Annotated in this window: 23 protein-coding genes and 2 pseudogenes; 8 read left to right on the forward strand and 17 right to left on the reverse strand. The window is 74.3% G+C overall.

Translation table 11 applies throughout. The features are described 5' to 3' along the window. Together tyrS and BS72_RS01755 are read right to left on the reverse strand one after the other, a co-directional pair. A partial coding sequence (gene tyrS / locus BS72_RS01750; protein ID WP_037905836.1) for a tyrosine--tRNA ligase occupies positions 1 to 1,123 on the reverse strand: 1,123 nt, incomplete at its 3' end. Positions 1,124 to 1,318: 195 nt separating this feature from the next. After that, complete coding sequence (locus BS72_RS01755; protein ID WP_037907234.1) at positions 1,319 to 1,954, reverse strand: DNA-3-methyladenine glycosylase; 636 nt, start codon at positions 1,952 to 1,954, stop codon at positions 1,319 to 1,321. Between the two features lie 148 nt (positions 1,955 to 2,102). Between BS72_RS01755 and BS72_RS01760 the strand changes: the two genes are divergently transcribed. Beyond that, entirely contained in the window at positions 2,103 to 2,642 is a 540-nt protein-coding gene (locus BS72_RS01760) for a YbhB/YbcL family Raf kinase inhibitor-like protein (protein WP_037905838.1), read from the forward strand. 517 nt (positions 2,643 to 3,159) lie between these two features. Here BS72_RS01760 and BS72_RS01765 read toward each other — a convergent pair. Next, on the reverse strand, positions 3,160 to 3,741 hold the full coding sequence (locus tag BS72_RS01765; RefSeq protein WP_456049129.1) for a recombinase family protein: 582 nt from the start codon (positions 3,739 to 3,741) through the stop codon (positions 3,160 to 3,162). 216 nt (positions 3,742 to 3,957) lie between these two features. After that, positions 3,958 to 5,337, reverse strand: coding sequence for a CoA transferase (locus BS72_RS01770; RefSeq protein ID WP_107498652.1), 1,380 nt, complete (start codon positions 5,335 to 5,337; stop codon positions 3,958 to 3,960). A gap of 191 nt (positions 5,338 to 5,528) precedes the next feature. On the opposite strand from BS72_RS01770, the gene BS72_RS01775 reads away from it, so the two are divergent. After that, a complete protein-coding gene (locus BS72_RS01775; protein WP_037905840.1) occupies positions 5,529 to 6,029 on the forward strand; it encodes an HNH endonuclease in 501 nt (166 codons plus the stop codon). A gap of 54 nt (positions 6,030 to 6,083) precedes the next feature. On the opposite strand, the gene BS72_RS01780 is transcribed toward BS72_RS01775, so the two are convergent. The 4 genes from BS72_RS01780 to BS72_RS01795 form a co-directional block, all read right to left on the reverse strand. Continuing rightward, positions 6,084 to 6,851, reverse strand: a complete 768-nt coding sequence (locus tag BS72_RS01780; RefSeq protein WP_037905842.1) for a sulfite exporter TauE/SafE family protein — start codon at positions 6,849 to 6,851, stop codon at positions 6,084 to 6,086. A gap of 119 nt (positions 6,852 to 6,970) precedes the next feature. Continuing rightward, positions 6,971 to 7,963: an SPFH domain-containing protein gene (locus BS72_RS01785; protein ID WP_037905844.1), complete on the reverse strand. Its 993-nt coding sequence runs from the start codon at positions 7,961 to 7,963 to the stop codon at positions 6,971 to 6,973. Between the two features lie 177 nt (positions 7,964 to 8,140). Next, on the reverse strand, positions 8,141 to 8,572 hold the full coding sequence (locus BS72_RS01790) for an NfeD family protein (protein WP_107498676.1): 432 nt from the start codon (positions 8,570 to 8,572) through the stop codon (positions 8,141 to 8,143). Positions 8,573 to 8,748: 176 nt separating this feature from the next. After that, entirely contained in the window at positions 8,749 to 9,540 is a 792-nt protein-coding gene (locus BS72_RS01795; protein ID WP_037907241.1) for an ABC transporter ATP-binding protein, read from the reverse strand. 205 nt (positions 9,541 to 9,745) lie between these two features. On the opposite strand from BS72_RS01795, the gene BS72_RS31945 reads away from it, so the two are divergent. Continuing rightward, complete coding sequence (locus BS72_RS31945; protein ID WP_078900938.1) at positions 9,746 to 10,531, forward strand: hypothetical protein; 786 nt, start codon at positions 9,746 to 9,748, stop codon at positions 10,529 to 10,531. A gap of 141 nt (positions 10,532 to 10,672) precedes the next feature. Here BS72_RS31945 and BS72_RS39710 read toward each other — a convergent pair. The 3 genes and pseudogenes from BS72_RS39710 to BS72_RS01810 form a co-directional block, all read right to left on the reverse strand. Continuing rightward, positions 10,673 to 10,738 (reverse strand): annotated as a pseudogene (locus tag BS72_RS39710) (hypothetical protein); the annotation flags it as partial. A 151-nt stretch (positions 10,739 to 10,889) separates the two neighbouring features. Further along, positions 10,890 to 11,519 carry a response regulator gene (locus tag BS72_RS01805; protein ID WP_037907245.1) on the reverse strand — a complete coding sequence of 210 codons (630 nt, stop codon included), beginning with the start codon at positions 11,517 to 11,519 and terminating at the stop codon, positions 10,890 to 10,892. Between the two features lie 142 nt (positions 11,520 to 11,661). Further along, on the reverse strand, positions 11,662 to 12,816 hold the full coding sequence (locus tag BS72_RS01810) for a GAF domain-containing sensor histidine kinase (protein WP_037905849.1): 1,155 nt from the start codon (positions 12,814 to 12,816) through the stop codon (positions 11,662 to 11,664). Between the two features lie 245 nt (positions 12,817 to 13,061). Between BS72_RS01810 and BS72_RS36995 the strand changes: the two are divergent. From BS72_RS36995 to BS72_RS01820, 3 genes and pseudogenes are all read left to right on the forward strand, one after another. After that, positions 13,062 to 13,768 (forward strand): annotated as a pseudogene (locus BS72_RS36995) (SDR family NAD(P)-dependent oxidoreductase); the annotation flags it as partial. Positions 13,769 to 13,919: 151 nt separating this feature from the next. Continuing rightward, positions 13,920 to 15,023, forward strand: a complete 1,104-nt coding sequence (locus BS72_RS37000) for an S-adenosylmethionine:tRNA ribosyltransferase-isomerase (RefSeq protein ID WP_037907247.1) — start codon at positions 13,920 to 13,922, stop codon at positions 15,021 to 15,023. A 285-nt stretch (positions 15,024 to 15,308) separates the two neighbouring features. Then, positions 15,309 to 16,190, forward strand: a complete 882-nt coding sequence (locus BS72_RS01820; RefSeq protein ID WP_051950528.1) for a transglycosylase SLT domain-containing protein — start codon at positions 15,309 to 15,311, stop codon at positions 16,188 to 16,190. 163 nt (positions 16,191 to 16,353) lie between these two features. On the opposite strand, the gene BS72_RS01825 is transcribed toward BS72_RS01820, so the two are convergent. Beyond that, positions 16,354 to 18,834: an FHA domain-containing protein gene (locus BS72_RS01825; protein WP_078900939.1), complete on the reverse strand. Its 2,481-nt coding sequence runs from the start codon at positions 18,832 to 18,834 to the stop codon at positions 16,354 to 16,356. 190 nt (positions 18,835 to 19,024) lie between these two features. On the opposite strand from BS72_RS01825, the gene serB reads away from it, so the two are divergent. After that, on the forward strand, positions 19,025 to 20,332 hold the full coding sequence (gene serB / locus BS72_RS01830) for a phosphoserine phosphatase SerB (protein ID WP_051950531.1): 1,308 nt from the start codon (positions 19,025 to 19,027) through the stop codon (positions 20,330 to 20,332). 77 nt (positions 20,333 to 20,409) lie between these two features. Here serB and BS72_RS01835 read toward each other — a convergent pair whose 3' ends face one another. From BS72_RS01835 to BS72_RS01845, 4 genes are all read right to left on the reverse strand, one after another. Then, positions 20,410 to 20,931, reverse strand: coding sequence for a SixA phosphatase family protein (locus tag BS72_RS01835; RefSeq protein WP_037905853.1), 522 nt, complete (start codon positions 20,929 to 20,931; stop codon positions 20,410 to 20,412). Positions 20,932 to 21,174: 243 nt separating this feature from the next. Beyond that, entirely contained in the window at positions 21,175 to 21,426 is a 252-nt protein-coding gene (locus BS72_RS01840) for a hypothetical protein (protein WP_037905855.1), read from the reverse strand. 230 nt (positions 21,427 to 21,656) lie between these two features. Then, positions 21,657 to 21,779 (reverse strand): SGM_5486 family transporter-associated protein, encoded by a 123-nt coding sequence (locus BS72_RS39065; RefSeq protein WP_265736767.1) that lies wholly within the window; start codon positions 21,777 to 21,779, stop codon positions 21,657 to 21,659. A 43-nt stretch (positions 21,780 to 21,822) separates the two neighbouring features. Beyond that, positions 21,823 to 23,196 carry a CynX/NimT family MFS transporter gene (locus tag BS72_RS01845; RefSeq protein ID WP_037905857.1) on the reverse strand — a complete coding sequence of 458 codons (1,374 nt, stop codon included), beginning with the start codon at positions 23,194 to 23,196 and terminating at the stop codon, positions 21,823 to 21,825. Positions 23,197 to 23,218: 22 nt separating this feature from the next. Between BS72_RS01845 and BS72_RS01850 the strand changes: the two genes are divergently transcribed. After that, entirely contained in the window at positions 23,219 to 23,902 is a 684-nt protein-coding gene (locus tag BS72_RS01850; protein ID WP_037905859.1) for a FadR/GntR family transcriptional regulator, read from the forward strand. A gap of 252 nt (positions 23,903 to 24,154) precedes the next feature. Here the strand turns inward: BS72_RS01850 and fabI are convergent, their stop codons facing one another. Continuing rightward, on the reverse strand, positions 24,155 to 24,922 hold the full coding sequence (gene fabI / locus BS72_RS01855; RefSeq protein WP_037905861.1) for an enoyl-ACP reductase FabI: 768 nt from the start codon (positions 24,920 to 24,922) through the stop codon (positions 24,155 to 24,157). Between the last annotated feature and the right edge of the window lies 1 nt (position 24,923).

Below are 24,923 nucleotides of genomic sequence, written 5' to 3' on the forward strand. Positions count from 1 at the left end.
CCGCGGACTTGCTCGGCACCAGCCCGACCTCGGCCAGCAGGTCGGCCACCGGTGCGAGCTCGGTGACCTGCGCGTGCGGCAGCTCGGCCAGGGCGGCGGCCAGGGTGCGCTCGTCCAGGTCGGCGAGTTCGCCCTGGCCGAAAAGCGCTCTGGACGCGGCCACGACAGCCGCGCACTGGTCCGCACCGTGCACCAGTGTGGTCAGCTCCTCGGCGAGCGCCCGCTGCCCCGCCCGGGCCTGGGGCCGCTCGGCGGTGGCGCGCTCCAGCTCCTCGATCTCCTCCCGGGAGCGGAAGGAGAAGGTGCGCAGGTAGCGGGGGACGTCGCGGTCGTCGCTGTTGAGCCAGAACTGGTAGAAGGCGTACGGGGTGGTCAGCTCGGGGTCGAGCCAGACCGCGCCGCCCTCCGTCTTGCCGAACTTGGTGCCGTCGGCCTTGGTGAGCAGGTTCTGGGTGAGCGCGTGGGCCGGTCCGTGCGGCTGGTTGCCCAGGACGCGGCGGATCAGGTCGAGCCCGGCGGTGATGTTGCCCCACTGGTCGCTGCCGCCGATCTGCAGGGTGCAGCCGTGCCGCCGGTACAGCTCCAGGTAGTCCAGCGACTGGAGGATCACGTAGCTGAACTCGGTGTAGCTCATGCCCTCGCCGTCGAGGCGGGTCTTGACCGTCTCGCGGGCGAGCATCTGGTTGACGCTGAAGTGCTTGCCGAAGTCGCGGAGCAGCTCCAGCGCGGACAGGCCCTCGGTCCACTCGTAGTTGTCGACCAGGAGTGCCTGGGCGTCGCCCGCGGAGTCGAAGTCGAGGAAGGCGCCGAGCTGCCCGCGCAGGGCGGCGACCCACTCGCGTACCGTCTCCACGTCGTTGAGCACCCGCTCGGCGCTGGGCTTCGGGTCGCCGATCAGACCGGTGGCACCGCCGACCAGGGCGATCGGCCGGTGGCCGGCGAGCTGGAAGCGGCGCAGGGTGAGGATCTGGGTGAGGTGCCCGACATGGAGGCTGCTCGCGGTCGGGTCGAAGCCGCAATACAGGCTGACGGGACCGTCCGCGAGCGCCTTACGGAGGGCGTCCTCGTCGGTGGTCTGGGCGAGTACGCCCCGCCACCGCAGCTCGTCGACGATGTCCGTCACGGTGTCCGTGTCTCCTCTACTGCGTGCTGCTTGCCGGTGGATGGTGCTCGGTGCCGCCTCGCCGGCGGCTGAGCGGTGTCTCGGGTGCCTCCCGGATGCGGCCCCTCACGTCCTGGGCCGCCGTCCCGGCGGGCGGGTCTCAGCGTGTCCGAGGTTACGGGATCAGGGCAAACCCGTTTCCCGCGCCGTCCCCGTTCAGCGCCGCCTGCGCGGGCTGTGGGCCCGGTACGGACTGACGCTGGGCTCGCCGTCGATCCAGTAGCGCCAGGGGTGGGCCGCCCCGTCACCGCCGACCCCCGTGCGCGGCCCGCTGCGGACGGCCGCCGGCGGCGCGGGGGTGCCGGCGAGGACGCGGAAGGGGCCGCCGGCGGCGCAGGCGTCGGAGCCGTTCAGGGTGCGGTCGACGTCGAGGGCGGTGGCCAGCCGGGCGGGGCCCTGCGCGAGGTCGCTGTCCCGGCGTGAGGTGGGGCGGTGCGGGCGGGCGAGTTCCGCGCCCCGGATGATCGCGCCGGCCCGCAGCAGTACCCCGGAGGGACGGCCCACGGGTCCGCAGACCAGGTTCAGGCAGTTCCACATGCCGTAGGTGAAGTAGACGTAGGTGTGCCCGGGCGGTCCGAACATCACGGCGTTGCGGTCGGTGCGTCCGCGGTAGGCGTGGGAGCCGGGGTCGTTGGGCCCGTCGTAGGCCTCCACCTCGGTGAGGCGCAGTTCGATCGGCCCCGCGCCGGTGTGGCGCACCAGGACGCGTCCGAGCAGGTCGGGTGCGATCTCCAGGACAGGCCGGTCGAAGAAGGAGCGGTCGAGCGGGGTCCGTTCCGGCGGTGTGGGCACGGGGGTGGGCACGGGCACCGAGCGTAGTGGACGCCGACCGGCGGGTGGTCGGGGCGTCGGCGGGGGTGCGCGGGCGCCCGGGTCATAGGCTCGGGGCGCAAGAGGTGTCGATCGGGGTCCGCACAGGACTCCCGCAGGAGGTGTCCAGGTGACCGAGAAAGCACGGCGGCCGCTCCCCCATGACTTCCATCCGCCGGTGGCGTCGTTCTCGGTGGAGAGCGACGACGTGGCGCCGGGTGGCTCCCTGAAGCAGGACCAGGTGTTCGCGGGCGGGAACACCTCGCCGCAGCTGCGCTGGTCGGGCTTCCCCGAGGGGACGAAGAGCGTCGCCGTCACCTGCTACGACCCGGACGCGCCGACCGGGAGCGGCTTCTGGCACTGGACGGTCTTCGACCTGCCGGTGTCGGTGACGGAGCTGCCGGCCGGTGCCGGCTCCGGGAGCTTCCCGGGGCTGCCGTCCGGCGCGGTCCACGTGCGCAACGACTACGGCACGCGGGACTTCGGCGGCGCGGCCCCGCCGCCCGGTGACGGCGAGCACCGCTACGTGTTCACCGTCTACGCGGTGGACGCCGAGAAGCTGGGCGTGGACGCCGACGCCTCGCCGGCGGTGGTCGGGTTCAACCTGCGCTTCCACGCGATCGGGCGGGCGCAGCTGGTCGGTACGTACGAGGTGCCGGCCGAGGGCTGAGCTCAGCCGGTGCGGTGCTCCTGCCCGGCCCCTCTCCCGGGGCCGCGGGGGCTGCCGCAGCGGGGCCGGGTCCCGGTCCGGGGTGCGACGTCCTGAGCACTCCGGTGGCGGACCCGGCCCCGCGTGCGTTGCGGGCAGCCGTGGTCCGCCGGATGCCGCGGAGCCGGCTTTCGGCGGTGAATTCCGTTGCGTCCGGGGCCTGTTGAGCGGACAGTAGGGGGGCCGGCGGTCGACCGGCTCCTCGGTCCCGCGGACCGGGCGGGCTGTCGCGTGCCGGCTGGCCGGCACCGCCTCGGCGGGGACGCCGGCCGGCTGTGCTGAGCGGTACCCGCCGCGCGCCGCCGGTCGTCTGCCGGAGCCCGGTCCGCAACCGGGTGTCCGCGCCGGACCCACGCGCTCCGGATGCCCGGCCCTCGGGCGACGGCATCCGGAGCGCCGCGCTTCCCCGCGCCGGAAGGCCCGGGCCGCGTCATCCGTTCGTCCCCTCGTCCGTTCGTTCTCTCGTCCGTTCATCCGTTCAACCGTCGTGCGAGCCCTTCAGCTCTCCGGTGAGGAACTCCAGGCCGACGTCGCTCGCTTTGAGTTCCTCGGCGAGCATGGCGAGTTCGATGCCGCGGCCGAGGCGCTTGTGCTCGTGCACGACGAGGGTGACGGCGATGCCGGAGGAGCGGATCTCACCGGCGAGCTTCACAGCGGCCTCCAGCTCGGGGCGCTTGGTAGCGCGGGTAGAGATCTTCTCCGAGAAGACCCGGGTCACCCCGGCCTCGGCGAGGGAGTCGAGTTGTGCGTCGAGGGACTGGCGGGCGGTCGAGGCTCGGGCGTAGCCGAGGCTGACGTGTCCGACCGGTCCGGCGCCAGCGCGCACGGGCCGGGGCAGTTCGGTCCACGCCGAGCCCGGCTTGCGTACGGCGGGGGTCGGGACGCTGAGGGCCTTGGCGAGTTGGGGTACGAGGCGGAAGCGGGCGGTGTGGTACTGGACAGCCACCTTGTTTTTGCCGGTCCGGCACGGGGAGCCCGTGGGGGCGGCGCAGGTGGACATCGGGCAGTCGTGTGATTCCACGCGCTTGAAGTCGTCGCTCACAAGCCCGGACCGTTTCATGAGGGTGTTTCAGACGTCCAGTCGTTTGAAACGACTCATGAAACATGATCGCCGCAGGTGGACCGCCGGGCGGCCGGGTGTTTCACGAGCGACCACCTATGAAACAGCCACCAAGCCCGCACCATGATCAATCTCAGTGCCAACCACGGTTCCATTGTCTCCGAAGCCGGACACGGACGCATCGGCCTGACGGGCGCACCACCTCGAAAGTTCTTGTCAGGCTCCGCCCCAGACGGCTGCGTCCGTGCCCCACAGACCCGGCGGGCGTGCCCAGTTCACCGGGCCTCCCTCGTACGACACCGGCGGCAGCGCATGCCGCAGCCGGCCCATGGGGCTGTCAGTCTCGGTCAGCCAGCGCCCGGCGTCGAAGCCATCATCCTCGCCCGGAGCGGGGGCCAGGTCGTGGACCAGCCAGTGGGCGGTCTGCGTCAGAGCCAGGCGGACCAGCCTGGTGCCGCCCGTGCGGTGCTGCTCGGTGAGCGCGCGCAGCACCCCGGCCGCCAGCAGATAGCCGGTGCCGTGGTCGAGCGCCTGGGCGGGCAGCGCGCCGGGCGAGTCCGGCGAGTCCTCCAGTTCGGCGATGCCGGTGGCCACTTGGACCAGGCTGTCGAAGCCGCGCCGCTCGTGCCACGGCCCGTAACGGCCCCACGCGGACAGCTGGGCGATCACCAGACCCGGACGACGCCCGGCGAGCGCCTCGGGCGTCAGCCCGAACCGGTCCAGCGCGCCCGGCCGGTAACCGGTAACCACCACATGCGCCTCGTCGAGCAGCCCCTCGAAGACCCGGCGGCCGGTGGCGTCACCCAGGTCCAGGGTGGTCGAGCGTTTCCCCATCCCCGTGTCGTTGTGGGCCTCCTGGCTCTCCGCCAGCTGTGGGGCGTCGATCCGCAGCACGTCCGCCCCCAGCAGCGCCAGCGTTCGGGTGGCGACCGGCCCGGCGAGCACCCGGGTCAGATCCAGAACACGCAGCCCTGCGCACGGCAGCGCGGCGTCACCGAGCACCCGGTTCGGGGCGTCGGCGACGCGCGCTGTCGTCAGCAGCGGCTGCCCCGCGACCAGGACCCCCTGCTCGCTCTTGGCCCACTCCTCGGGACTGCGTGCCGCGACGGCCAGACCGCCCGCCGCGTACACGGTCTCCTCCACCTCCAGCGCGGTACGCCCCGCGATCGCCCCGGCCACCGCCTCCTCGCTGGCGTCCCCCGGCACCCCGAGAGCGGTGAGCAACCGGGCCCGATGGTGCGGGTAGTTGGCGTGCGTACGGACCCATCCATCGGCCGCCCGCCAGAACCGGGACAGCGGCGCGAAGGTCGACCACGCCTGCCCGTCGACCCGCACCAGCCGGTCGCTGAGGAACGCCGTCGCGACCGACTCGTCGTCGACCCGCACCCGGGGCACGGGCCGCCCCGTGCGTACGGAAGTGAGCTCGGCGGCCGCGAGCGAGCACACCGCGACAGTGGCCCGCGCCAGCTCCATGACGGGCAGCCGCGCCGGCAGTCCGCCGGACGGACCGCCGTAGGACACCCGGTCGAGCAGAGAAGAATCGGCACCCAGTGCCGCCCAAGCCTGCGAAGCACCTGCGAAGATTGGAGGTCTCACACCCGCACTATGGCACTAAGTGCCACCTACAGGAAGGGTCCCGGGCGCCGTTCCTCGCTTCGCCGCACGCGATTGGTCGGCGGCGTGCGCCGGGGAGCGAGGGCGGGGCACAGGCCCGGGGAAATTGCGTTGTCGGGCCCTGGGGCCGGGGGCACTCTGGTCCCACTGCGACGACCCGTGAGGTGGGTGGAATGCGCGAGACCCTGGTACTGAACGCGAGCTTCGAGCCGTTGTCGACGGTGTCCCTGCACCGGGCGGTCGTGCTGGTGATGCAGGACAAGGCGGTGGTGGAGCAGGCCCATCCGGGGCTGCGGGTGCGCGCGGCGCAGGTGGAGATACCGGTGCCGCAGGTGATCAGGCTGTGCCGGTACGTCCGGGTGCCGTTCCGACAACGCGCGCCGTGGTCGCGGCGGGGGGTGCTGGTGCGGGACCGCCACCGGTGCGCCTACTGCGGCCGGCGGGCCACGACCGTGGACCACGTGCAGCCGAGGTCCCGGGGCGGCGGCGACACCTGGCTGAACACGGTGGCGGCATGCTCCGAGGACAACCAGCGCAAGGCGGACCGCACGCCGGAGCAGGCGGGGATGCGGCTGCTGGTGCGGCCGTTCGAGCCGACCCCGGCGGACGCGCTGCTGCTGGCGCTCGGGGTGCGCGGCCGCGCCGGGCTGGAGTGGCTGGCCGCGCCGGCCTGAGCGGTGCCGGCGCGGGACGGGCCCCGGGGCGGGGAAGTCCAGGGGCCCGTCCGGCTATCCGAGCAGCAGTTGGACGATCGCTGCGAGGCCGACGGCGACGATGAGGCCGCGCAGCACCGCGGGCGGCAGTCGGCGGCCCACCCTGGCCCCGGCGATCCCGCCGAGGGTGGCTCCGGCGGCGACCAGTCCGACGGCCGCCCAGTCCATGTGGGCGGCGGCGATGAAGAAGACCGCGGCCACCCCGTTGACCAGGGCGGCCAGCACGTTCTTCAGGGCGTTGGCGCGTTGCAGCGTGGCGTCGAGCAGCAGGCCCATGAGGGAGAGGTAGAGGACGCCCTGGGCGGCGCCGAAGTAGCCGCCGTAGACGCTGGCGAGCAGGATGCCGACCGCCAGCAGCGGCCCGCCGTGCGCGGGGGCGGTGGTCCCGCTGCGCTCGCGGCGGGCCTGGAGGGCACGGGCCAGCCGCGGTTGGAGGACGACGAGGACGAGGGCGGCGGCGACCAGCGCCGGCACGATGGCGTCGAAGGCCTTGGACGGCAGGGTGACGAGCAGGACCGCGCCCGTCACTCCGCCGGCGAGGGCGATCACCCCGAGCCGGAGCAGCAGTCCGCGCTGGCCGCTGAGCTCGCGGCGGTAGCCGATGGCGCCGGCGACCGAGCCGGGGACCAGTCCGAGCGCGTTGGAGACGTTGGCGGTGACGGGGGGCAGGCCGACGGCGAGGAGGACGGGGAAGGTCAGCAGGGTTCCGGAGCCGACGACGGTGTTGATGGTGCCGGCGCCGACACCGGCGGCGAACACGGCGACAGCCTCTGCTGGGGACATGGCCCGTGATCATCGCACACCACGGCCGTCACCCGCCTGCCTGAATTCCTGCCGACTTCCCCCGGCCCGCCGCGAGCTGACGTGTGGTCAGTCCGCGGCAGGCCCGGGGTCGGCGGGACTCAGTCCTTGTCGAACGGCGGGGCCTCGCGCCGGGGCGCCGGAGGGGCGGCCTGGCGTGCGGCGGGGACGCCTCCGCCGCCGTTCCCGTTGGCGGCGGGGCCGGGGGTGCCGGAGCCGGGGGCGCCGGGGATGTTGACGATGCCGCCGAGGCCCTTGAGCGCGTCGTTCAGCTCGCTGGGGATGATCCAGAGCTTGTTGGACTCGCCGGCGGCGATCTTCGGCAGCATCTGGAGGTACTGGTAGGCCAGGAGCTTCTGGTCCGGGTCGCCGGCGTGGATGGACTCGAAGACGGTGCGGATGGCCTGTGCCTCGCCCTCGGCGCGCAGGGCCGCGGCCCGGGCCTCGCCCTCGGCGCGCAGGATCTGCGACTGCTTCTCGCCCTCCGCGGTGAGGATCTGCGACTGCCGGGTGCCCTCCGCGGTGAGGATCGCGGCGCGCTTGTCCCGGTCGGCGCGCATCTGCTTCTCCATCGAGTCCTGGATGGAGGTCGGCGGCTCGATCGCCTTGAGCTCGACGCGGTTGACGCGGATGCCCCACTTGCCGGTGGCCTCGTCGAGGACGCCGCGCAGGGCGTGATTGATCTCCTCGCGCGAGGTGAGGGTGCGCTCCAGGTCCATGCCGCCGATGATGTTGCGCAGGGTGGTGACGGTGAGCTGCTCGATCGCCTGGATGTAGCTGGCGACCTCGTAGGTGGCCGCTCGGGCGTCGGTGACCTGGTAGTAGATGACCGTGTCGATGTTCACGACCAGGTTGTCCTGGGTGATCACCGGCTGCGGCGGGAAGGGCACGACCTGCTCGCGCAGGTCGATGCGGTTGCGGATGGTGTCGATGAACGGGACGACGATGTTCAACCCGGCGCTCAGGGTGCGGGTGTAGCGGCCGAAGCGCTCCACGATCGCGGCCGTGGCCTGGGGGATGACCTGGACCGTCCTGATGAGCGCGATGAAGACGAGCACCACCAGGATGATGAGGACGATGATGATGGGCTGCATGGCCGCTCCCGGGCCGGTGGACTGGGGCTGATTCAGGTACTACGACATGATCAATTGTCGCAGACAGTAGGCGGGTCGGGGGCGGTTTCGGTGAATTCCCGCCCGTTGACGGCCGATTCGCTGCGGTGCGCGGTTCTTCCGGGACTTCGTCTTGACGCGTTCGCGGCCTGGTACCGCCTACATCACCACCGCGGTGGCCCCGTCGATCTCCACCACGTCCACCTGCGCTCCGGGGTCGAAGGCGCGGCCGTGCTCCAGGGAGCGCGCGGACCAGATCTCGCCGCCGAGCTTGATCCGGCCGCCGGCGCCGTCGTCCACCCGTTCCAGGACCACGGCCTGGCGTCCCCTGAGCGCGTCGACGTTGCTGCGCTGCTCCGGCCGCTGCCGGCCGCGGTACGCGAGGGGCCGCACGAAGACCAGCAGTGCGACGGAGACCACGACGAACACGATCACCTGGGCGACGGCGCCGCCGCCCGCACCCGCGGCGACCGCGCCGCCCACGGCGCCCACCGCGAACATGCCGAACTCCGGCATCGCCGTGATCACCAGCGGGATGCCCAGCCCCACGGCGGCTACGAGCCACCACAACCATGCGTCCACGGTGCCAATCGTAGGCGTACGCACCCCGGTTGCGGCAGTGCGCGCGGAACACCCCGGCCGTGGAAGGTGGTTGTGCGACCGGAGCCGCCCCCGCGCCCGGTCGCTCCGGGCCGCCGCGGGGCGGGCCGGAGGAGCGGGTGCCGGCGCCCTGGGTCACTCCGGGGCGGGCGGGCGGCGGCCCGGGGCTACTTCAGGGGCAGGCCGGCGGCGGTCCACCGGTCGCCGCGGCGCTCGACGATCAGCGGCAGGCCGAAGCAGACGGAGAGGTTGCGGGAGGTCAGGGCGGTCTCCAGCGGTCCGGCGGCGACGACCCGGCCCTGGCGGATCATCAGCACGTGGGTGAAGCCGGGCGCGATCTCCTCCACGTGGTGGGTGACCATGATCATGGAGGGGGCGATGGGGTCGCGGGCGAGGCGGCCCAGCCGGCGCACCAGGTCCTCGCGGCCGCCGAGGTCGAGGCCGGCGGCGGGCTCGTCCAGGAGCAGCAGCTCGGGGTCGGACATCATGGCGCGGGCGATGAGGGTGCGCTTGCGCTCGCCCTCGGAGAGGGTGCCGAACTTGCGGTCGAGGAACTCGCTCATGCCCAGCCGGTCGAGGAAGGCGCGGGCCCGGTCCTCGTCGACCTTCTCGTAGTCCTCGCGCCAGGTGGCGGTCATGCCGTAGGCGGCGGTGAGGACCGTCTCCAGGACGGTCTGCCGGCGCGGCATCTTCTCGGCCATGGCGGCGCCCGCCATGCCGATCCGGGGCCGCAGGTCGAAGACGTCGACGGCGCCGAGCTTCTCGCCGAGGATCTGGACCGCTCCGCTGGTGGGGAAGAGGTAGCTGGAGGCCACGTTGAGCAGGGTGGTCTTGCCGGCGCCGTTGGGGCCGACGATCACCCAGCGCTCACCCTCGGAGACCGACCAGGAGACCTGTTCGACCAGAGCCCGTCCGTCGCGGACCACGGATACGTCCACCAGCTCCAGTACATCGCTCATCGGCGCGCTGTCTCCCATTGCAGTGTCTGGCCGGTCTCGGCGGGGCTCCCGTGGTGCCGGCGGTTTCCGGGCGTGACGGGCGTCACGGTATCTCCGGTGTGCCGGGATCGGCACGGTTCAGGCACGGTGCGGGCCCGGACCTGAGGGAACCTCCGGGGAAAACTTACGCCACCACGTCCGGGGTCCAGTCCATAGGCTGGTGGGCATGCTTGATGAACCACGCTCGGGGCGCCTGGCGGCCTGGGGAAATGCCCTTCTTGCCGGACTTGCCGCACCCGACGACGTCGCCCAGCGGATCACGGCCGAGGACGCGGTGCACCGGATGACCGGGCTGCCGGGCGAGCCGGCGCCGGTGGGCCTCACGCTCGGCCTCGGCCGGCTGCGGGTCCTCGGGGTGACCGGGCTGCGGCTGGCGCTCCCGGTGGCGGGGCACCCGCTGGGGCTGTCGGGACCGCCGGAGTTCAACGCCCGCGCGCTGGCGGCCGGCGAGGCGGTGGTGGCGGTCGGCGCGGCGCTCGGCCTGGTGCCGGAGGTGCACGAGGCGGGGCCGCCCGGCGACGTCCACGTCGAGGTGGAGTGGCGGTGCCTGCCGGTGCGCGAGGCGCCGCCGGCCGACGTGCCCTCGCTGGGCGAGGCGGAGCGGGAGCTGGCGGAGGCGCTGCGCGACGCCACCCAGGCGCTGGCCGCGCTGGACGTGGCCGGCTCGGGTCCCGCCGCGCAGGCGGCGCTCGACGCGTACCGGGCGCGGGCCGAGCGGGGGCGGGAGGTGCTGGCGCCGGGGTACCCGCCGCGGGCGGTGCGGGTGCTGGCGCTGGCCCAGCGGGTGGCGGCGCTGGTGTCGATCGCGTCGGACGGCCACGGCGCGGCGGTGAGCGCGTCGCAGATCGCGGCCCGCGCGGAGGCGCTGCGGCCGGTGGAGCGGACCGCGCGGCGGGCGCAGGTGGCGGCGTACAACGCCTACGTGGAGGAGGTCGAGCGGCGCCGGCCGTAGCGCGCGGCGTCGCCGGCGGGGGCCCGGGCGCCGGAACGGGCACCGGGCCGCCGGGGCCCTGCCGGGGCGGCTGCCCGGATCGCGCCGGTGGCCAGCCGGTGGCGCCGCCGTCGCCGAACACCGGGTTGGCAGCCCGAGCACGTTCAGGCGGTTGCCGACCCGGTTCACCGGGTTCACACGCACGTGCGCGGGGACCTGGACGGCGTTGCCCGAGACGACGCTCCGTCCCCGTCTGCCGCGGGTCGGCCGCGGTCGGCCGGGGCACCGGCTGACCTGGTGGTACGGATCTCGTCCCCGTCGACCAGGGCGAGCGCCAGTCGCGCGGGGCGCGGTGGGGGCGGTGGGGGCGGCGGGCGGGTCAGCCGCCGACCCCGTTGCGGACCGCCCACAGTGCGGCCTGGGTGCGGTCGGCGACGTCGAGCTTCATCAGGATGTTCGAAACGTGGGTCTTCACCGTCTTCTCGGAGAGCACCAGCGCGCGGGCGATCTCCCGGTTGGAGCGGCCGTCGGCGATGAGGGCCAGCACCTCGCGCTCCCGCTCGGTGAGTCCGCCGCCCCGGCCGCCGCCGGGCCCGGACTGGTCCTGGGCGAGCAGCGCGCCGGCCACCTCGGGCTGGAGCAGCACGTGGCCGGCCCGGACGGAGCGGATGGCGTCGGCGAGGGCGACCGGGTCGATGTCCTTGTAGACGTACCCGGCGGCGCCGGCCCGCAGCGCGGGGACCACCGTGCGCTGCTCGGTGAAGCTGGTCACGATGAGCACCCGGGCGGGGCTGCCGGCCTCGCGCAGCAGCCGCAGCGCCTCGATGCCGTCGGTGCCGGGCATCCTGACGTCCATCAGGATGACGTCCGGCCGCAGCTCCAGGGCGCGGGCCACGCCCTCGTCGCCGTCCGCGGCCTCGCCGACGACCTCGATGTCGCCCTGGACCTCAAGGAACGTGCGCAGGCCGCGGCGCACCACCTGGTGGTCGTCCACCAGCAGCACCCGGATCGCGCCCCCGTCCGCGCCCGGCTGCTCGGCGCCCGCCTCGGGCGGGCCGGCGGGCGGCGCGGGGCGGCCCGGTGCCGCGGGGACCCGCGCCCTGGGGTCCTCGGCTCGTGCTTCCCGCGGGGTACCGCGCCCCGCCGCCGGGTCAACCACCTGGCACCTCCATCTCGACAACGGTGCCCTTGCCGGGCTCGGACTGGACGGCGAGCCGGCCGCCGACGCTGTCGGCCCGGTCCCGCATGGAGGCCAGCCCGAGGTGGCGGCCGCTGCGCCGCACGGCGTCCGGGTCGAAGCCCCGGCCGTCGTCGGCGACCCGCAGCAGCGCCCGCTTGCCGAGCCCTTCGAGGGTGACGGCGACGGTGCCTGCTCCGGCGTGCCGCAGCGCGTTGTGGGTGGCCTCCTGGGCGACGCGCAGCAGCGCCTCCTCCTGGGCGGCGGGCAGCGCGCCCACCTGGGAGGCGTGGAAGGTGACGCGCGCGGCGTGCACCCGGTCGAGGACGCCGGCCTGGGTGCGCAGGGTGGCGACGAGGCCGTCCTCGTCCAGGGCGGCGGGTCGCAGCTCGACCACGACGGCCCGCAGCTCGTCGGCGGCCTCGGCGGCGAGCGCGGTGACCTCGCGGATCTCGCGCTTGGCGCGGGCCGGGTCGGCGTCGACGAGGGCGGCTGCCGCCTGGGCGGTGAGCCGCAGCGAGAACAGCTTCTGGGAGACCGCGTCGTGCAGCTCGTGGGCGATGCGGGCCCGCTCCCCCGCCAGGGTCAGCTCGCGGCTGCGCTCGTGCAGCCGGGCGTTGGTGAGGGCGATGGCGGCGTGGTCGGCCAGCAGCCGCAGCAGGTCCTCGTCCTCCTGGGTGAAGGCGCAGCCGCCCTGGTCGGACGGTTTCGGGCAGATCTTGTTGGCGAGGAAGACGGCGCCGAGGACGTCCTCGCCGTCCATCACGGGCATGCCGATGAAGTCGCGCATCACCGGGTGGGCGGCCGGCCAGCCGGCGAAGCTCGCGAACTCGCGGACGTCGGTGAGCCGCTGCGGGGTCGCCTCCTCCAGCATCGCGGCGAGCACGCCGTGCTGCCGGGGCAGCGGGCCGATGGCCTTCCACTGCGCGTCGCTGACCCCGTCGACCACGAACTGGGCGAAGCCGCCGCGGTCGTCGGGCACGCCGAGGGCGGCGTACTCCGCGCCCAGCAGCTCCCGCGCGGAGGTGACGATGGTCTGGAGGACCTCGCGCACCTCCAGCCGGCGGTTCATCGCCAGGATCGCGGCGCTGACCGCTTCGATTCCGCCCTTCGGCGTCCTGGGGCCCATGCCGCCCACCGTACCGGCGGGCCGCCCCGTGAGGATGCGGCCGAGGTCGGGGCCGCCCTGGTCCCGGGGGCCTAGGCCGTCGGGCGGGCCTGGTGGGGACCCGCGGTCGGGGTCGCCCGGAGGAGGGCGAAAGGACCCCGGCGGGTGCTGCGGGCGGCCGACGCGCGCGGGCCGGGGCCGTTCCTACGGTGGGGCCGACGGCCGGGCGGAAGGCGTCCCGGCCCGCGGCGACGGGAGGCTGGGCCATGCCGGTGGCGGTACTCACGGGAGCTTCGAGGGGGCTGGGCCGGGCGTTGGCCGGGGTGCTGGCCGGACGCGGCTGGGACCTGGTGGTGGACGGCCGGGACGCGGAGGCGCTGCGAGTGGCGGCGGCGGAGCTGGAACGGGCGGCGCCGGCGGGGCGGGCGGCCGGGTCCGGGCGGTGCCCGGGGACGTGGCCTCGGCGGGGCACCGCGCCGAGCTGGTGGCGGCGGCGGCCGTACTGGCCGGCGGGGCGGGGGTCGCCCTGCTGGTGAACAACGCGAGCGCGCTGGGCGCGGAGCCGCTGGTGCCGCTGGCCGAGCTGCCGGTGGCGGGGCTGCGGGAGGCGCTGGAGGTGAACGTAGTCGCGCCGTTCGCGCTGCTGAGGGAGGCGCTGCCGCTGCTGCGGACGGCCCGGGGAGCGGTGCTCAACGTGACCTCGGACGCCGCGGTCGGGGCGTACCCCGCGTGGGGCGGGTACGGCGCGAGCAAGGCGGCGCTGGAGCAGCTGTCGGCGGTGCTGGCGGTGGAGGAGCCGGAGCTGCGGGTGTGGTGGGTGGACCCGGGCGACCTGCGGACCCGGTTGTACGCGGCGGCGGTCCCCGACGACGCCGGCTTCACCGACCGTCCGCTGCCGGAGGAGGTGGCGCCGGCCCTGCTGCGGCTGCTGGACGGCGCGTGGCCCAGCGGGCGGTACACGGCCGCGGCCCTGACGGGGCGGGACGGTGACCCGGCCGGCGGTGGCGGGCTCGTCCGGCGCGGCAGCAGGACCGCGCGGGACGTCCGGCGGAACACGTCCAAAGACGACCGGCCATCCACCCGTGCCGGACCCCTGCCCGACGTGCGACGCGGAGGCGGACCGGGTGGCCTCGGGCGGGCTGGCCCGGCTGAGGGTGCCGGCGGCGCTGGCGGCCTCCGCGCCGCCGGCGCGGCGGGACGGCGTGCGGCTGCTGGTCGGCGAGCGGGCCTCCGGGGAGGTGGGCCACCACGCCTTCCGGGAGTTGCCCTCGCTGCTGCGGGCCGGGGACGTGCTGGTGGTGAACACCTCACGCACGCTGCCCGCGGCCCTGGACGGTCGGCTCCTCTCCGGCTCCGGACGCCCCGAGGCCGTGGTGGTGCACTTCTCGACGCTCCGCGACGACGGCCGCTGGGTGGTGGAGGTGCGCTCCCCCGACGGGAGCGGCTCGACCGTGCCCCGCGACGGCGGACCGGCCGGGGCGGTGGTGGAGCTGGCCGGGGGCGGCCTGCTGGAGCTGGCGGAGCCGCTGGCCCGGCCGGGCCGGCCGGGGAAGGGCGGCGGGAGCGGGCGGCGGCGCCCCTGCCGGGGCCGGCTGTGGGTGACGGCGGCCGCCCCGGCCGACATGCCGCGCCGCCTGCGCCGCCACGGGCGGCCGATCCGCTACGGCTACACCGACGCCGACCAGCCGCTCTCGGCCTACCAGACCGTCTTCTCGGCCCGCTCCGCGGACGGGCCGGGGTCGGCGGAGATGCCGAGCGCGGGCCGGCCCTTCACCGCGGCGCTGGTGACCGAGCTGGTCACCAGGGGTGTGCAGGTCGCGCCGGTCGTGCTGCACACGGGCGTGGCCTCCGCCGAGGCGCACGAGCCGCCGTATCCGGAGCCGTACGCGGTGCCGGCCGCCACCGCCCGGCAGGTGAACGCGGCCCGGGCGGCCGGCGGCCGGGTGGTGGCGGTGGGCACGACCGCGGTGCGGGCGCTGGAGTCGGCGGCCGGGCGGCGCGGCGAGGTGCGTGCCGCCCGCGGCTGGACCGACCTGGTCGTCACCCCGGAGCGCGGCGTCCGGGCGGTGGACGGACTGCTGACCGGGCTGCACGAGCCGGCGGCGTCGCACCTGCTGATGCTCCGCGCGGTGGCCGGCGAGCCGCTGCTGGAACGGGTCTACGCGCTGGCCCTGCGGGGCCGCTACCGGTGGCACGAGTTCGGCGACGTGAACCTGCTGCTGCCGTAGCCGTTCTGACGTCCCGTCCAGATCCGGAATAAGCGTCACATAAAGCACCCCCGCGGTCACCTTCGGCGACTTCGGGGGTGCCCTCCTGTGAACTCACCGACAGGGCCTGCGTCACATACTAAGCGGCTTAGTGGAATTCCCTCCCCGCTATCACCGGCGACGACTCCGGATTATCCGGCCGATCGACCGGCACTTCTACGAGACCGGTTCGTAGAAGGGCTCGTTGACCGCCGATTCAGGGCTCTCTAAGAATTCTCGAGTCCCAATCGGAAGAGGTAATCCCGAATGCAGCTCCCCACGATCCCGAAGGTCGGCCGTCTGTCCAGGAAGCACAAGATCACGGCGGCAGGCATCGCCGCCGCGGCCGCGGTGGCCCTGACAGTGACCGGTCTGGAGGCGACCGCTGGAGGGTCCGCCGCCGCCGCTGGCGACCCGACTGGGTTCTCCGTCTCCACTGCCGACCAGGTCAAGGACGTCCCCGCCAAGAGCGGTCTCGCCTCGCAGAAGGCCGTCTCCGACCAGGCCGCCGCCCAGAAGAAGGCCGCCGCCCAGAAGCGGGCAGCGGCCGACGCCGCGGCCCAGAAGAAGGCGGCCGCCGACGCCGCGGCCCAGAAGGCCGCAGCCCAGGTCCTCGCCAAGCAGAAGGCGGCCGCCAAGGCCGCCGCGGAGAAGAAGGCCGCCGCCGACGCGGCGGCTCACCGTAAGGCCGTCGCCGACGCCGCCGCCAAGCGGGCCGCCGCTGCCGCCAGCCGCTCCACCGAGCGTCAGGCGATCCGGACCGCGCCCGCCGCGAAGGCCACCACGACCACCACCCCCGTGGTGAAGGTCGCCGCGGTGGTCTACCCGGACAACCTGGACGGCTGGATCCGGCACGCCCAGGCGGTGCTGGCCGCGCACAACATCCCGGTGCCGACCTACAACGGCATTTACCGCAACGTCATTCGGGAGTCCTCCGGCAACCCGAACGCGATCAACCTGTGGGACTCCAACGCCGCCAAGGGCATTCCGTCCAAGGGGCTGCTGCAGACGATCGACCCGACGTTCAACGCGTACCACGTCTCCGGTACCTCCTGGAACGTCTACGACCCGGTCGCGAACATCGCCGCCGCGTGCAACTACGCCTGGCACGTCTACGGCGGAATGGACAACGTCAACTCCGCGTACTGACCGCCGGGGCCGAATACCGGTACCCGTCTTCCGGTCGGGAACCGTTTCCCGCGCTCGGGGACATCGAGAACAGCGGGAAACCGGAAGGGCGGTGGGACGACGACGTCCCACCGCCCTTCCGCACGCTCCGGGCCGTCGGCCCTCGAAGGCGGGGTCCCCGCGGCTACCCGCGCATCACCTCGGGCTCGTGCCGGCGCAGCAGCCGGGCCACGACGACGCCGCAGAGCAGCGACATCACCAGCAGCACCCCGAGGTCCAGCGTCCAGGTGCCCGCGGTGTGATTCCACAGCGCGTCGCTCGTGCGGTGCGTCGGGTCCCAGGGCAGCAGCAGGTTGAGGTCGGCGGTGGCGCCGGCGCCGGCGACCGCCCAGCGGGCCGGCATCAGCCAGGACAGCTGCTCCACACCGGGCTTGCCGTAGAGCTGGAAGAGCACCCCGGTGAAGACGATCTGCACGATCGCGAACATGACCAGCAGCGGCATGGTCTTCTCCGCCGTCTTCACCAGCGCCGAGATGATCAGTCCGACCATCATCGAGGTGAACCCGAACGCCATGATGACCAGGGCCATCTCCAGCCCGGGGTGGCCGTGCAGCACCACGCCCTCGACGGGCATCGCGCGCGGGGCGAAGCCGATCCCGCAGATGATGGCGCCCTGAAGGATCGTGATCAGGCCGAGCACGATCACCTTGGACATCAGGTACGCCGAGCGGGACAGGCCGACGGCCCGTTCGCGCTCGTAGATCACCCGCTCCTTGATCAGCTCGCGGACCGAGTTGGCGGACCCGGCGAAGCAGGCGCCGACCGCGAGGATCATCAGGATGGTGCCCGCGTCCTTGTTGGCGAAGTGCGGCGGCTTGCCGACGCCGAGGCCGTGGTCGGCGGGTATCAGGCAGCTCACCACGCCCAGCACCGCCGGCAGGACGACCATCAGACCGATGAAGCCGCGGTCGGAGACGATCACCGACAGGTAGCGCCGTACCAGGGTGTACAGCTGCGAGCCCCAGCCCTGCGGCTTGGGCGGCCGGGCGGCCCGGTTCGGGATGGCGGGCGCGGCCTGCGGCGCGGCGGCGTCGAGGTGGGCGGCGTACGTCAGGTACTGCTGCGAGCCGCGCCACCGGCCCGACCAGTCGTGGTCGCGGTAGTTCTCGAACGCGGAGAAGACGTCGGCCCAGTTCTCGTACCCGAAGAAGGCCAGTGCCTCGTCCGGTGGGCCGAAGTACGCCACCGAGCCGCCCGGTGCCATCACCAGCAGCTTGTCGCACAGGGCCAGTTCGGCCACCGAGTGGGTGACGACCAGCACGGTGCGGCCGTCGTCGGCCAGGCCCCGCAGCAGCTTCATCACGTCGCGGTCCATGCCCGGGTCGAGCCCGGAGGTCGGCTCGTCCAGGAAGATCAGCGACGGCTTGGTCAGCAGCTCCAGGGCGACCGACACGCGCTTGCGCTGGCCGCCGGAGAGCGAGGTGACCTTCTTGTCCGCGTGGATGTCGAGCTTCAGCTCGCGCAGCACCTCGTCGATGCGGGCCTCGCGCTCGGCCGCCGCGGTGTCGCCGGGGAAGCGGAGCTTGGCGGCGTAGCGCAGCGCGGTGCGCACCTGGAGCTCCTTGTGCAGGATGTCGTCCTGCGGCACCAGGCCGATGCGCTGGCGCAGCTCCGCGAACTGCTTGTACAGGTCGCGGTTGTCGTACAGCACCTCGCCCTGGTCGGCGGGGCGGTAGCCGGTCAGCGCGCGCAGCAGCGTGGACTTGCCGGAGCCGGACGGGCCGATCACCCCGATCAGCGACTTCTCCGGGACGCCGAAGGAGACGTCCCTCAGGATGGTTTTGGTTGTCCTGCCCTGCGGCACCCGGACCGACAGCCGGCGGGCGGAGAAGGAGACCGCGCCCGTGTCGACGAACTCCTCCAGGTGGTCGCCGACCAGCCGGAACGTCGAGTGGCCCACGCCCACGATGTCCCCCGCGCCCAGCAGGTGCCGCTGGATCGGCTGGCCGTTGACGTAGGTGCCGTTGTGGCTGCCGAGGTCGACGATCTCGAAGCGGCCGTCGGGGTGCGCCCGGAACTCCGCGTGGCGGCGGGAGACCTGGAGGTCGGAGACGACCAGCTCGTTCTCCAGCGCGCGGCCTATGCGCATCATCCGGCCCAGCGCGATCTGGTGGAAGGTGCTCGGGTTGCGGTCGCCGACCCGGTCGCCGCCCTGGACGGGACCGCCCTGCACGGGACCACCCTGCACGGGACCACCCTGGACGGGTCCGCCCTGCGGCTGCGACAGCTGGGCTGGTGCCGGCTGGTGGGCCGCCGCCGGTTGGGCCGCCGGGGCCGGAACCGGCTCGGCACCGGCCACCGCGGGCGCGCTGAAGCGCAGCCTCGGCCCGTCGGTGGCGTTGCCGAGGTGGACGGTGCCGCCCGCGGCCACCTCGGCGCGCTGGACCCGCTGCCCCTGGACGAAGGTGCCGTTGGTGCTGCCGAGGTCCTCCAGCAGCCAGCCCTGCTCCCCCCGGCGGAGGCTGGCGTGCCGCCAGGACACCCGGGCGTCGTCGAGGACGAGGTCGCCCCGCGGGTCCCGACCGAGGCTGTATGACCGGGACGGGTCAAGCGGCCAGGTCCGTCCGTTCAGTTCAAGTACGAGTTCAGGCACCCCATGCCCCACTGTGTCGTCCCCCGGATTCCCCCATGCGCAGGCAGTCTAGGGATCGCGGACACCCGGAGGAACCGTTCGAGTCGGGCGACGGCTCCGGCGCCGTTCCGCTCCCCGCGGCGGCCAGGCGGCGGACGCGCGGTGTCCGTTCCTCGGGACGGCCGGCAGCCGGCCGTCGGACGGCGGATACGGTGGAGACACCATGAACGACGCCTCGAACACGCAGCCGGCAGCCGTGCCGGCCACCCCCTCCGGGTTCCGTGGGACGGCCCCGGCCGTGCCCGGGGACGCCGCCCCCCAGGCCGACGCGCCGACGCTGCTGGTGAAGATCTTCGGCCGGGACCGGCCGGGCCTGACCGCCGGGCTCTTCGAGGTGCTCGCCGGGTTCGGCGTGGACGTCGTGGACATCGAGCAGGTCGTCACCCGGGGCCGGATAGTGCTGTGCGCCCTGGTGACCGTGCCGCCGGGCCGGGACTCCGACGGCGCGCTGCGGGTCACCGTGCACACCTGGGCCGAGTCCATGAAGATGCAGGCCGAGATCATCTCCGGGGTCGGTGACAACCGCCCCCGCGGCCGCGGCCGCTCGTACGTGACGGTGCTGGGCCATCCGCTCACCGCTGCCTCCACTGCGGCCCTGACGGCGCTGATCACCGGCTCGGGCGGCAACATCGACCGGATCTTCCGACTGGCGAAGTACCCGGTGACCGCGGTGGAGTTCGCGGTGTCCGGCGCCGACCACACGGAGCTGCGCTCGGCGCTGTCGGTGGGCGCCGCCGCGCACGGCGTGGACGTCGCCGTGGTCCCGGCCGGCCTCCAGCGCCGGGCCCAGCGGCTGGTGGTGATGGACGTCGACTCCACGCTGATCCAGGACGAGGTGATCGAGCTGTTCGCCGCCTTCGCCGGCTGCGAGGAGCAGGTCGCGGAGGTCACGGCGGCGGCGATGCGCGGCGAGCTGGACTTCGAGCAGTCGCTGCACGCCCGGGTGCGGCTGCTGGCCGGCCTGGACGCCTCGGCCGTCGACAAGGTGCGCGCGCAGGTCCGCCTCACGCCGGGGGCACGCACCCTGGTGCGCACGCTGAAGCGGCTGGGCTACCAGGTGGGCGTGGTGTCGGGCGGCTTCACGCAGGTGACCGACGACCTCAAGGAGCGGCTGGGGCTGGACTTCGCCGCGGCCAACACCCTGGAGATCGTCGACGGCCGGCTGACCGGCCGGGTGGTGGGGCCGATCGTGGACCGGGCCGGCAAGGCGCGGCTGCTGCGCGAGTTCGCCCAGCAGGCCGGGGTCCCGCTGAGCCAGAGCGTGGCGATCGGCGACGGCGCGAACGACCTGGACATGCTCAACACGGCCGGCCTCGGGGTCGCGTTCAACGCCAAGCCGGTGGTGCGGGCGGCCGCGGACACCGCGGTGAACGTGCCCTTCCTGGACACGGTGCTCTACCTGCTGGGGATCACCCGCGAGGAGATCGAGGCGGCCGACGAGACGGACGGCGCGACCGCCTCCCAGGGGTGACGCCCGCGGCGCCCCGGCGCGGCTCCCCGGAGCGGGGGAACGGGCCGGGCGCGCGGTTCCGGCGGCGGGCGGGGCGGTCAGCCCTCGTGGGGCGCCCAGAACTCCGTCAGGCGGCAGACGCCGTGCTCGACGCCCTTCCAGGAGCCGGTGAAGGTGAGCACGGCCAGCCCCGAGGTGGCGAAGCCGCCGCGGTTCATCCGGTCGCGCGCCTCGGCGTCGCCGCCGCCGGCCAGCGCGTCCGCGAGGGCGTGCATGCCCGGGTTGTGGCCGACCAGCAGCAGGCAGCCGACGTCGTCGGGGGTCTCGTCGACCAGGGCGATCAGCTCGCCGAGTGAGGCGTCGTAGAGCCGCTCCTCGTAGACGGTCCGGGGGCGGTGGGCCAGCTCGGGGGCGGCGAGTTTCCAGGTCTCGCGGGTGCGGACGGCGGTGGAGCACAGGGCCAGGTCGATGGTGAGGCCGGACTCGGCCAGCCGGCGGCCGGTGGAGGGGGCGTCCAGGCGGCCGCGCTCGGCGAGCGGGCGCTCGTGGTCGGGGACGTCCGGCCAGTCCGCCTTGGCGTGCCTGACCACGACGAGGGTGCGGGGTGTGTCGGCGCTCATGCCCCTCAGCTTTCCAGATATCCCGCGGTCAGGCGCGGGATGTCCACCGGCGGACCGGTCCGTGGGACCCGGCGTTCCACTGGGCGGACAGCACCTCACCGCGGCCAGACGGGGCAGGGGCCCTGGCGGCCCCGGAGCGACCGGGGGCCGAATCAGGACGGGCTCCGGACGCGCTCCGGGCAGGGGCCTCGGGCCAGGGCCTCAGGCAAGGGGCCTCAGGCCAGGAGCCTCGGGCCAAGGGGCTCAGGCCAGCCGGGAGAGCAGGGTGCCCAGGGCGGTGGCCAGGTGTGCGGCCTGCGCGGCGCCTGCCCCCGAGCCGGCGCCCCGCGCGGGCCCGGCGTCGAGCAGCGCGAGGAGGGCGAAGAAGGCGGCGGCCGGCAGGGCCAGCGCCCACCACGGCAGCGTGGCCCGCGTGCCGTCGGCCCGGCTGTCGGGGTCCCGGGGGCCGGTGGGCCGGGGCTGCCGCTGACCGAGGTGGGAAGTGCGCGTGCTCACGGTGAACGCCTCCGCGGAAACCGTCGACGGTCCGGCCGCCCCGCCCGCCGGCGGACGTGCTCGGACCTGCCGCCGTGCCCTGGTGCCCGGCGGTACGGCTCGACGCTACGGGGGCGGGGCGGCCGGTCCCATCCGGTCGTCCACCCACTTGTCCCTGAGCCCCGCCCCCTAGGGAAGGTGGGGTTGTCCCCACCTTCCCTGGGCGAACGCGCTCCGGTACGCGTCCAGGGCTATCCCATTCCGGCGGCGATGATCGCGACGATGGCCACGATCGCCGGGACACCCATCATCAGACCGAAGACGATGAGCAGTCGGCGCTGCGGGTTCGGAGGATTCGGTTCCAGTACGGGCATGGACGCCAGTGTGGCACCGTCTCCTGGGCTCTCCTCCGCCGGGTCACAGTTCGTCCTCGACGTGCCGGTTGCGGCCGGCCACCATCCCGGCGGCGACCTGCGGCACGGCCAGGACCGCCATCAGCCCCATGGGCAGGCCCCAGCCGCCGGTGGCCTGGTTCAGGGTGCCGACCAGGATCGGGCCGGGGATGGCGATCAGGTAGCCGGTGCTCTGGGCGAACGCCGACAGCCGGGCGACGCCGGCACCGGTGCGCGAGCGCATCCCGATCATCGTCAGGGCCAGCGGGAAGGCGCAGTTCGCGACGCCCAGCAGGAAGGCCCACAGCCAGGGCTCGGCGGCCGGCGCGGCCCACAGCCCGAGGAAGCCGGCCACCTGGAAGACGGCGAGGACGGCCACGACGGGGCCCTGGGAGCGCATCCGGGCGGCCAGTGGCGGCAGCACGAAGGACAGCGGCACGCTCAGCGCCATGATGAAGGCCAGCAGCAGTCCGGCGCGGCCGGCGGAGATGCCGGCGTCCTGGTAGATCTGCGGCGACCAGCCCATGGTCACGTAGGCGGCGGTGCTCTGCAGGCCGAAGAAGCAGCCGAGCCCCCAGGCGGTGCGGCTGCGGGTGATGCGGCCGTGCTCCCCCTGGGCCGGGGCGGCCGGGGAGGGCGCGTCCCCGGCGGAGGCGCGCGGGCGGGCCGGGGCGGCGGCCCGGTCCCGTATCAGGGGGATCCACGGCAGCACGGCGACCGCGGCGGGCACCGCCCACATGCCCAGGCCCAGCCGCCAGCCGCCGCCCATGGCGTGGGCCAGCGGCACGGTGACGGCGGCGGCCGCGGAGGTGCCCACCGACAGCGCCATCGAGTACAGGCCCGTGACGGTGCCGACCCGGTGCGGGAAGTAGCGCTTGACGATGACCGGCACGAGCACGTTGGAGACGGCGATCCCGGCCAGGCCGAGAGCGCTGGCGGCGAGGAACACCGGGGTGGTGCCGGCCAGCGGGCGCAGCGCGAGGCCGGCGGTGATGGCGGCCATGCCGGCGCAGACCACGGCGCCGGGGCCGAAGCGGCGGGCGAGGCGGGGTGCGGCGAAGCCGAAGAGCGCGAAGCAGACGGCGGGCACCGAGGTGAGCAGTCCGGCCATGGTGCCGCTCATCCCGAGGCCGCTGCGGACCTGCTTCAGCACCGCGCCGAGGCTGGTGACGGCCGGACGCAGGCTGAGGGCGGCGAGCAGCAGCGCGGCGATGACGAGCCGGCCTACCCAGGGGGCCTGCGGCCGGTCCTCGGCGGCCTCCGGTACGGGCGGTGTGGCGGCGGCGGCCGCGGCGGGCCGGGTGGCCGGGAGGTCCGTGGCGAGGTCCGCGGCGCCGGAACGGGCTCGGGTGGGAGGGGCGGCGGCGGGGCCGGTGGTGATCGGTTCGTCGTCGTGCATGAACCCATCATAGAATGATGGGATGAATCTCGGTCCCGTCTCCCGCCCGGCACCGCTCGCCGACCAGGTCATCGCCCGGCTGCGCGCGGAGATCGCCTCCGGCACCTGGCCGGTCGGCTCCCGCATCCCCACCGAACCCGAGCTGGTGGACCTCCTCGGGGTGGCCCGCAACACCGTCCGCGAGGCGGTGCGGGCGCTGGCGCACAACGGGCTGCTCGACATCCGCCAGGGCTCGGGCACCTACGTGGCGGCCACCAGCGAGCTGGCCGGGGTGATGCAGCGCCGGTTCGCGGACGCCGACCCGCTGCACGTGGCCGAACTGCGCGGCTCGCTGGAGGCCACGGCGGCCGGGCTCGCCGCGCGCCGGCGTACGGCTGCGGACCTGCGGCAGCTCGACGCCCTGATGGCGAACCGCGAGCAGACGTGGGAAGCGGGCGACGCGGAGGCGTTCGTCACCGCCGACGCGACCCTGCACCTCGCGGTGGTGGCGGCCTCCCACAACGAGGTGCTCACGGCGCTCTACGCCGACCTGGGCGAGGTCGTCCGGGACTTCCTGCGCGCCGACCTCGGCCCGGAGCTGCGGGACGCGGACTACGTCGACCACGATCGGCTGGTCGCCGCGATCCACGCCGGGGACGAGGAGGCCGCCGCGGCGGAGGCGGGCAAGCACGCCTTCTTCTGCCGCTTCACCGACCCGCGACCGTAGGGCCGCGGCGCTCAGACCCCGCCGCGGGCCGCCGGCGCGTCACCGGCGGCCGTCAGAGCCGCGTGACGGGCGGCCGGCGGCACGCGGGGCCGGCGGCCGTCAGCACGCGGGACCGCCACCGGTGGCGTCGCGACCGCGTCCGGACGCACGACCGCCCCGCACCCGTGCGGGTGCGGGGCGGTCGGCGCCGCGTCCGTCACCGCCGCGGCTGCCGCGCGGCGGTCTCCGAGCCCTCGGAGGGAGCGGTGGGTGTCAGGCGCCGATGGCGTGCACGCCGCCGTCGACGTGGACGATCTCGCCGGTGGTCTTCGGGAACCAGTCCGACAGCAGGGCGACCACACCGCGGCCGGCCGGCTCGGGGTCGCTCATGTCCCACTCCAGCGGGGAGCGGTGGTTCCACACCTCGGCGAGGTCCGAGAAGCCGGGGATGGACTTCGCGGCCATGGAGCCGAGCGGTCCGGCCGAGACCAGGTTGCAGCGCACGTTCTGCTTGCCCAGGTCGCGGGCCAGGTAACGGGAGGTGGCCTCCAGGGCGGCCTTCGCCGGGCCCATCCAGTCGTACTGCGGCCACGCGAACTGCGCGTCGAAGGTGAGGCCGACGACGGAGCCGCCGCCGTCCATCAGGGGCAGGCAGGCCGTGGTCAGCGACTTCAGCGAGTACGCCGAGACGTGCATGGCCGTGGCCACGGACTCGAACGGCGTGTTGAGGAAGTTGCCGCCCAGGGCGTCCTGCGGAGCGAAGCCGATGGAGTGCACCACTCCGTCGAGCCCGCCGAGCTCCGCGCGGACGGCGTCGGCCAGCCCGGCCAGGTGCTCGGTGTTGGTGACGTCCAGTTCGAGGACCTTGGTCGGCTTGGGCAGCTTCTTGGCGACGCGCGCGGTCAGCGTGGGCCGGGGGAAGGCCGTCAGGATGATCTCCGCGCCCTGCTCCTGCGCCAGCTTGGCGGTGTGGTAGGCGATGGAGGACTCCATCAGCACCCCGGTGATCAGGATGCGCTTCCCGTCGAGGATTCCGCTCATG

The organism is Actinacidiphila yeochonensis CN732, from assembly GCF_000745345.1.
Lineage (GTDB): Bacteria > Actinomycetota > Actinomycetes > Streptomycetales > Streptomycetaceae > Actinacidiphila > Actinacidiphila yeochonensis.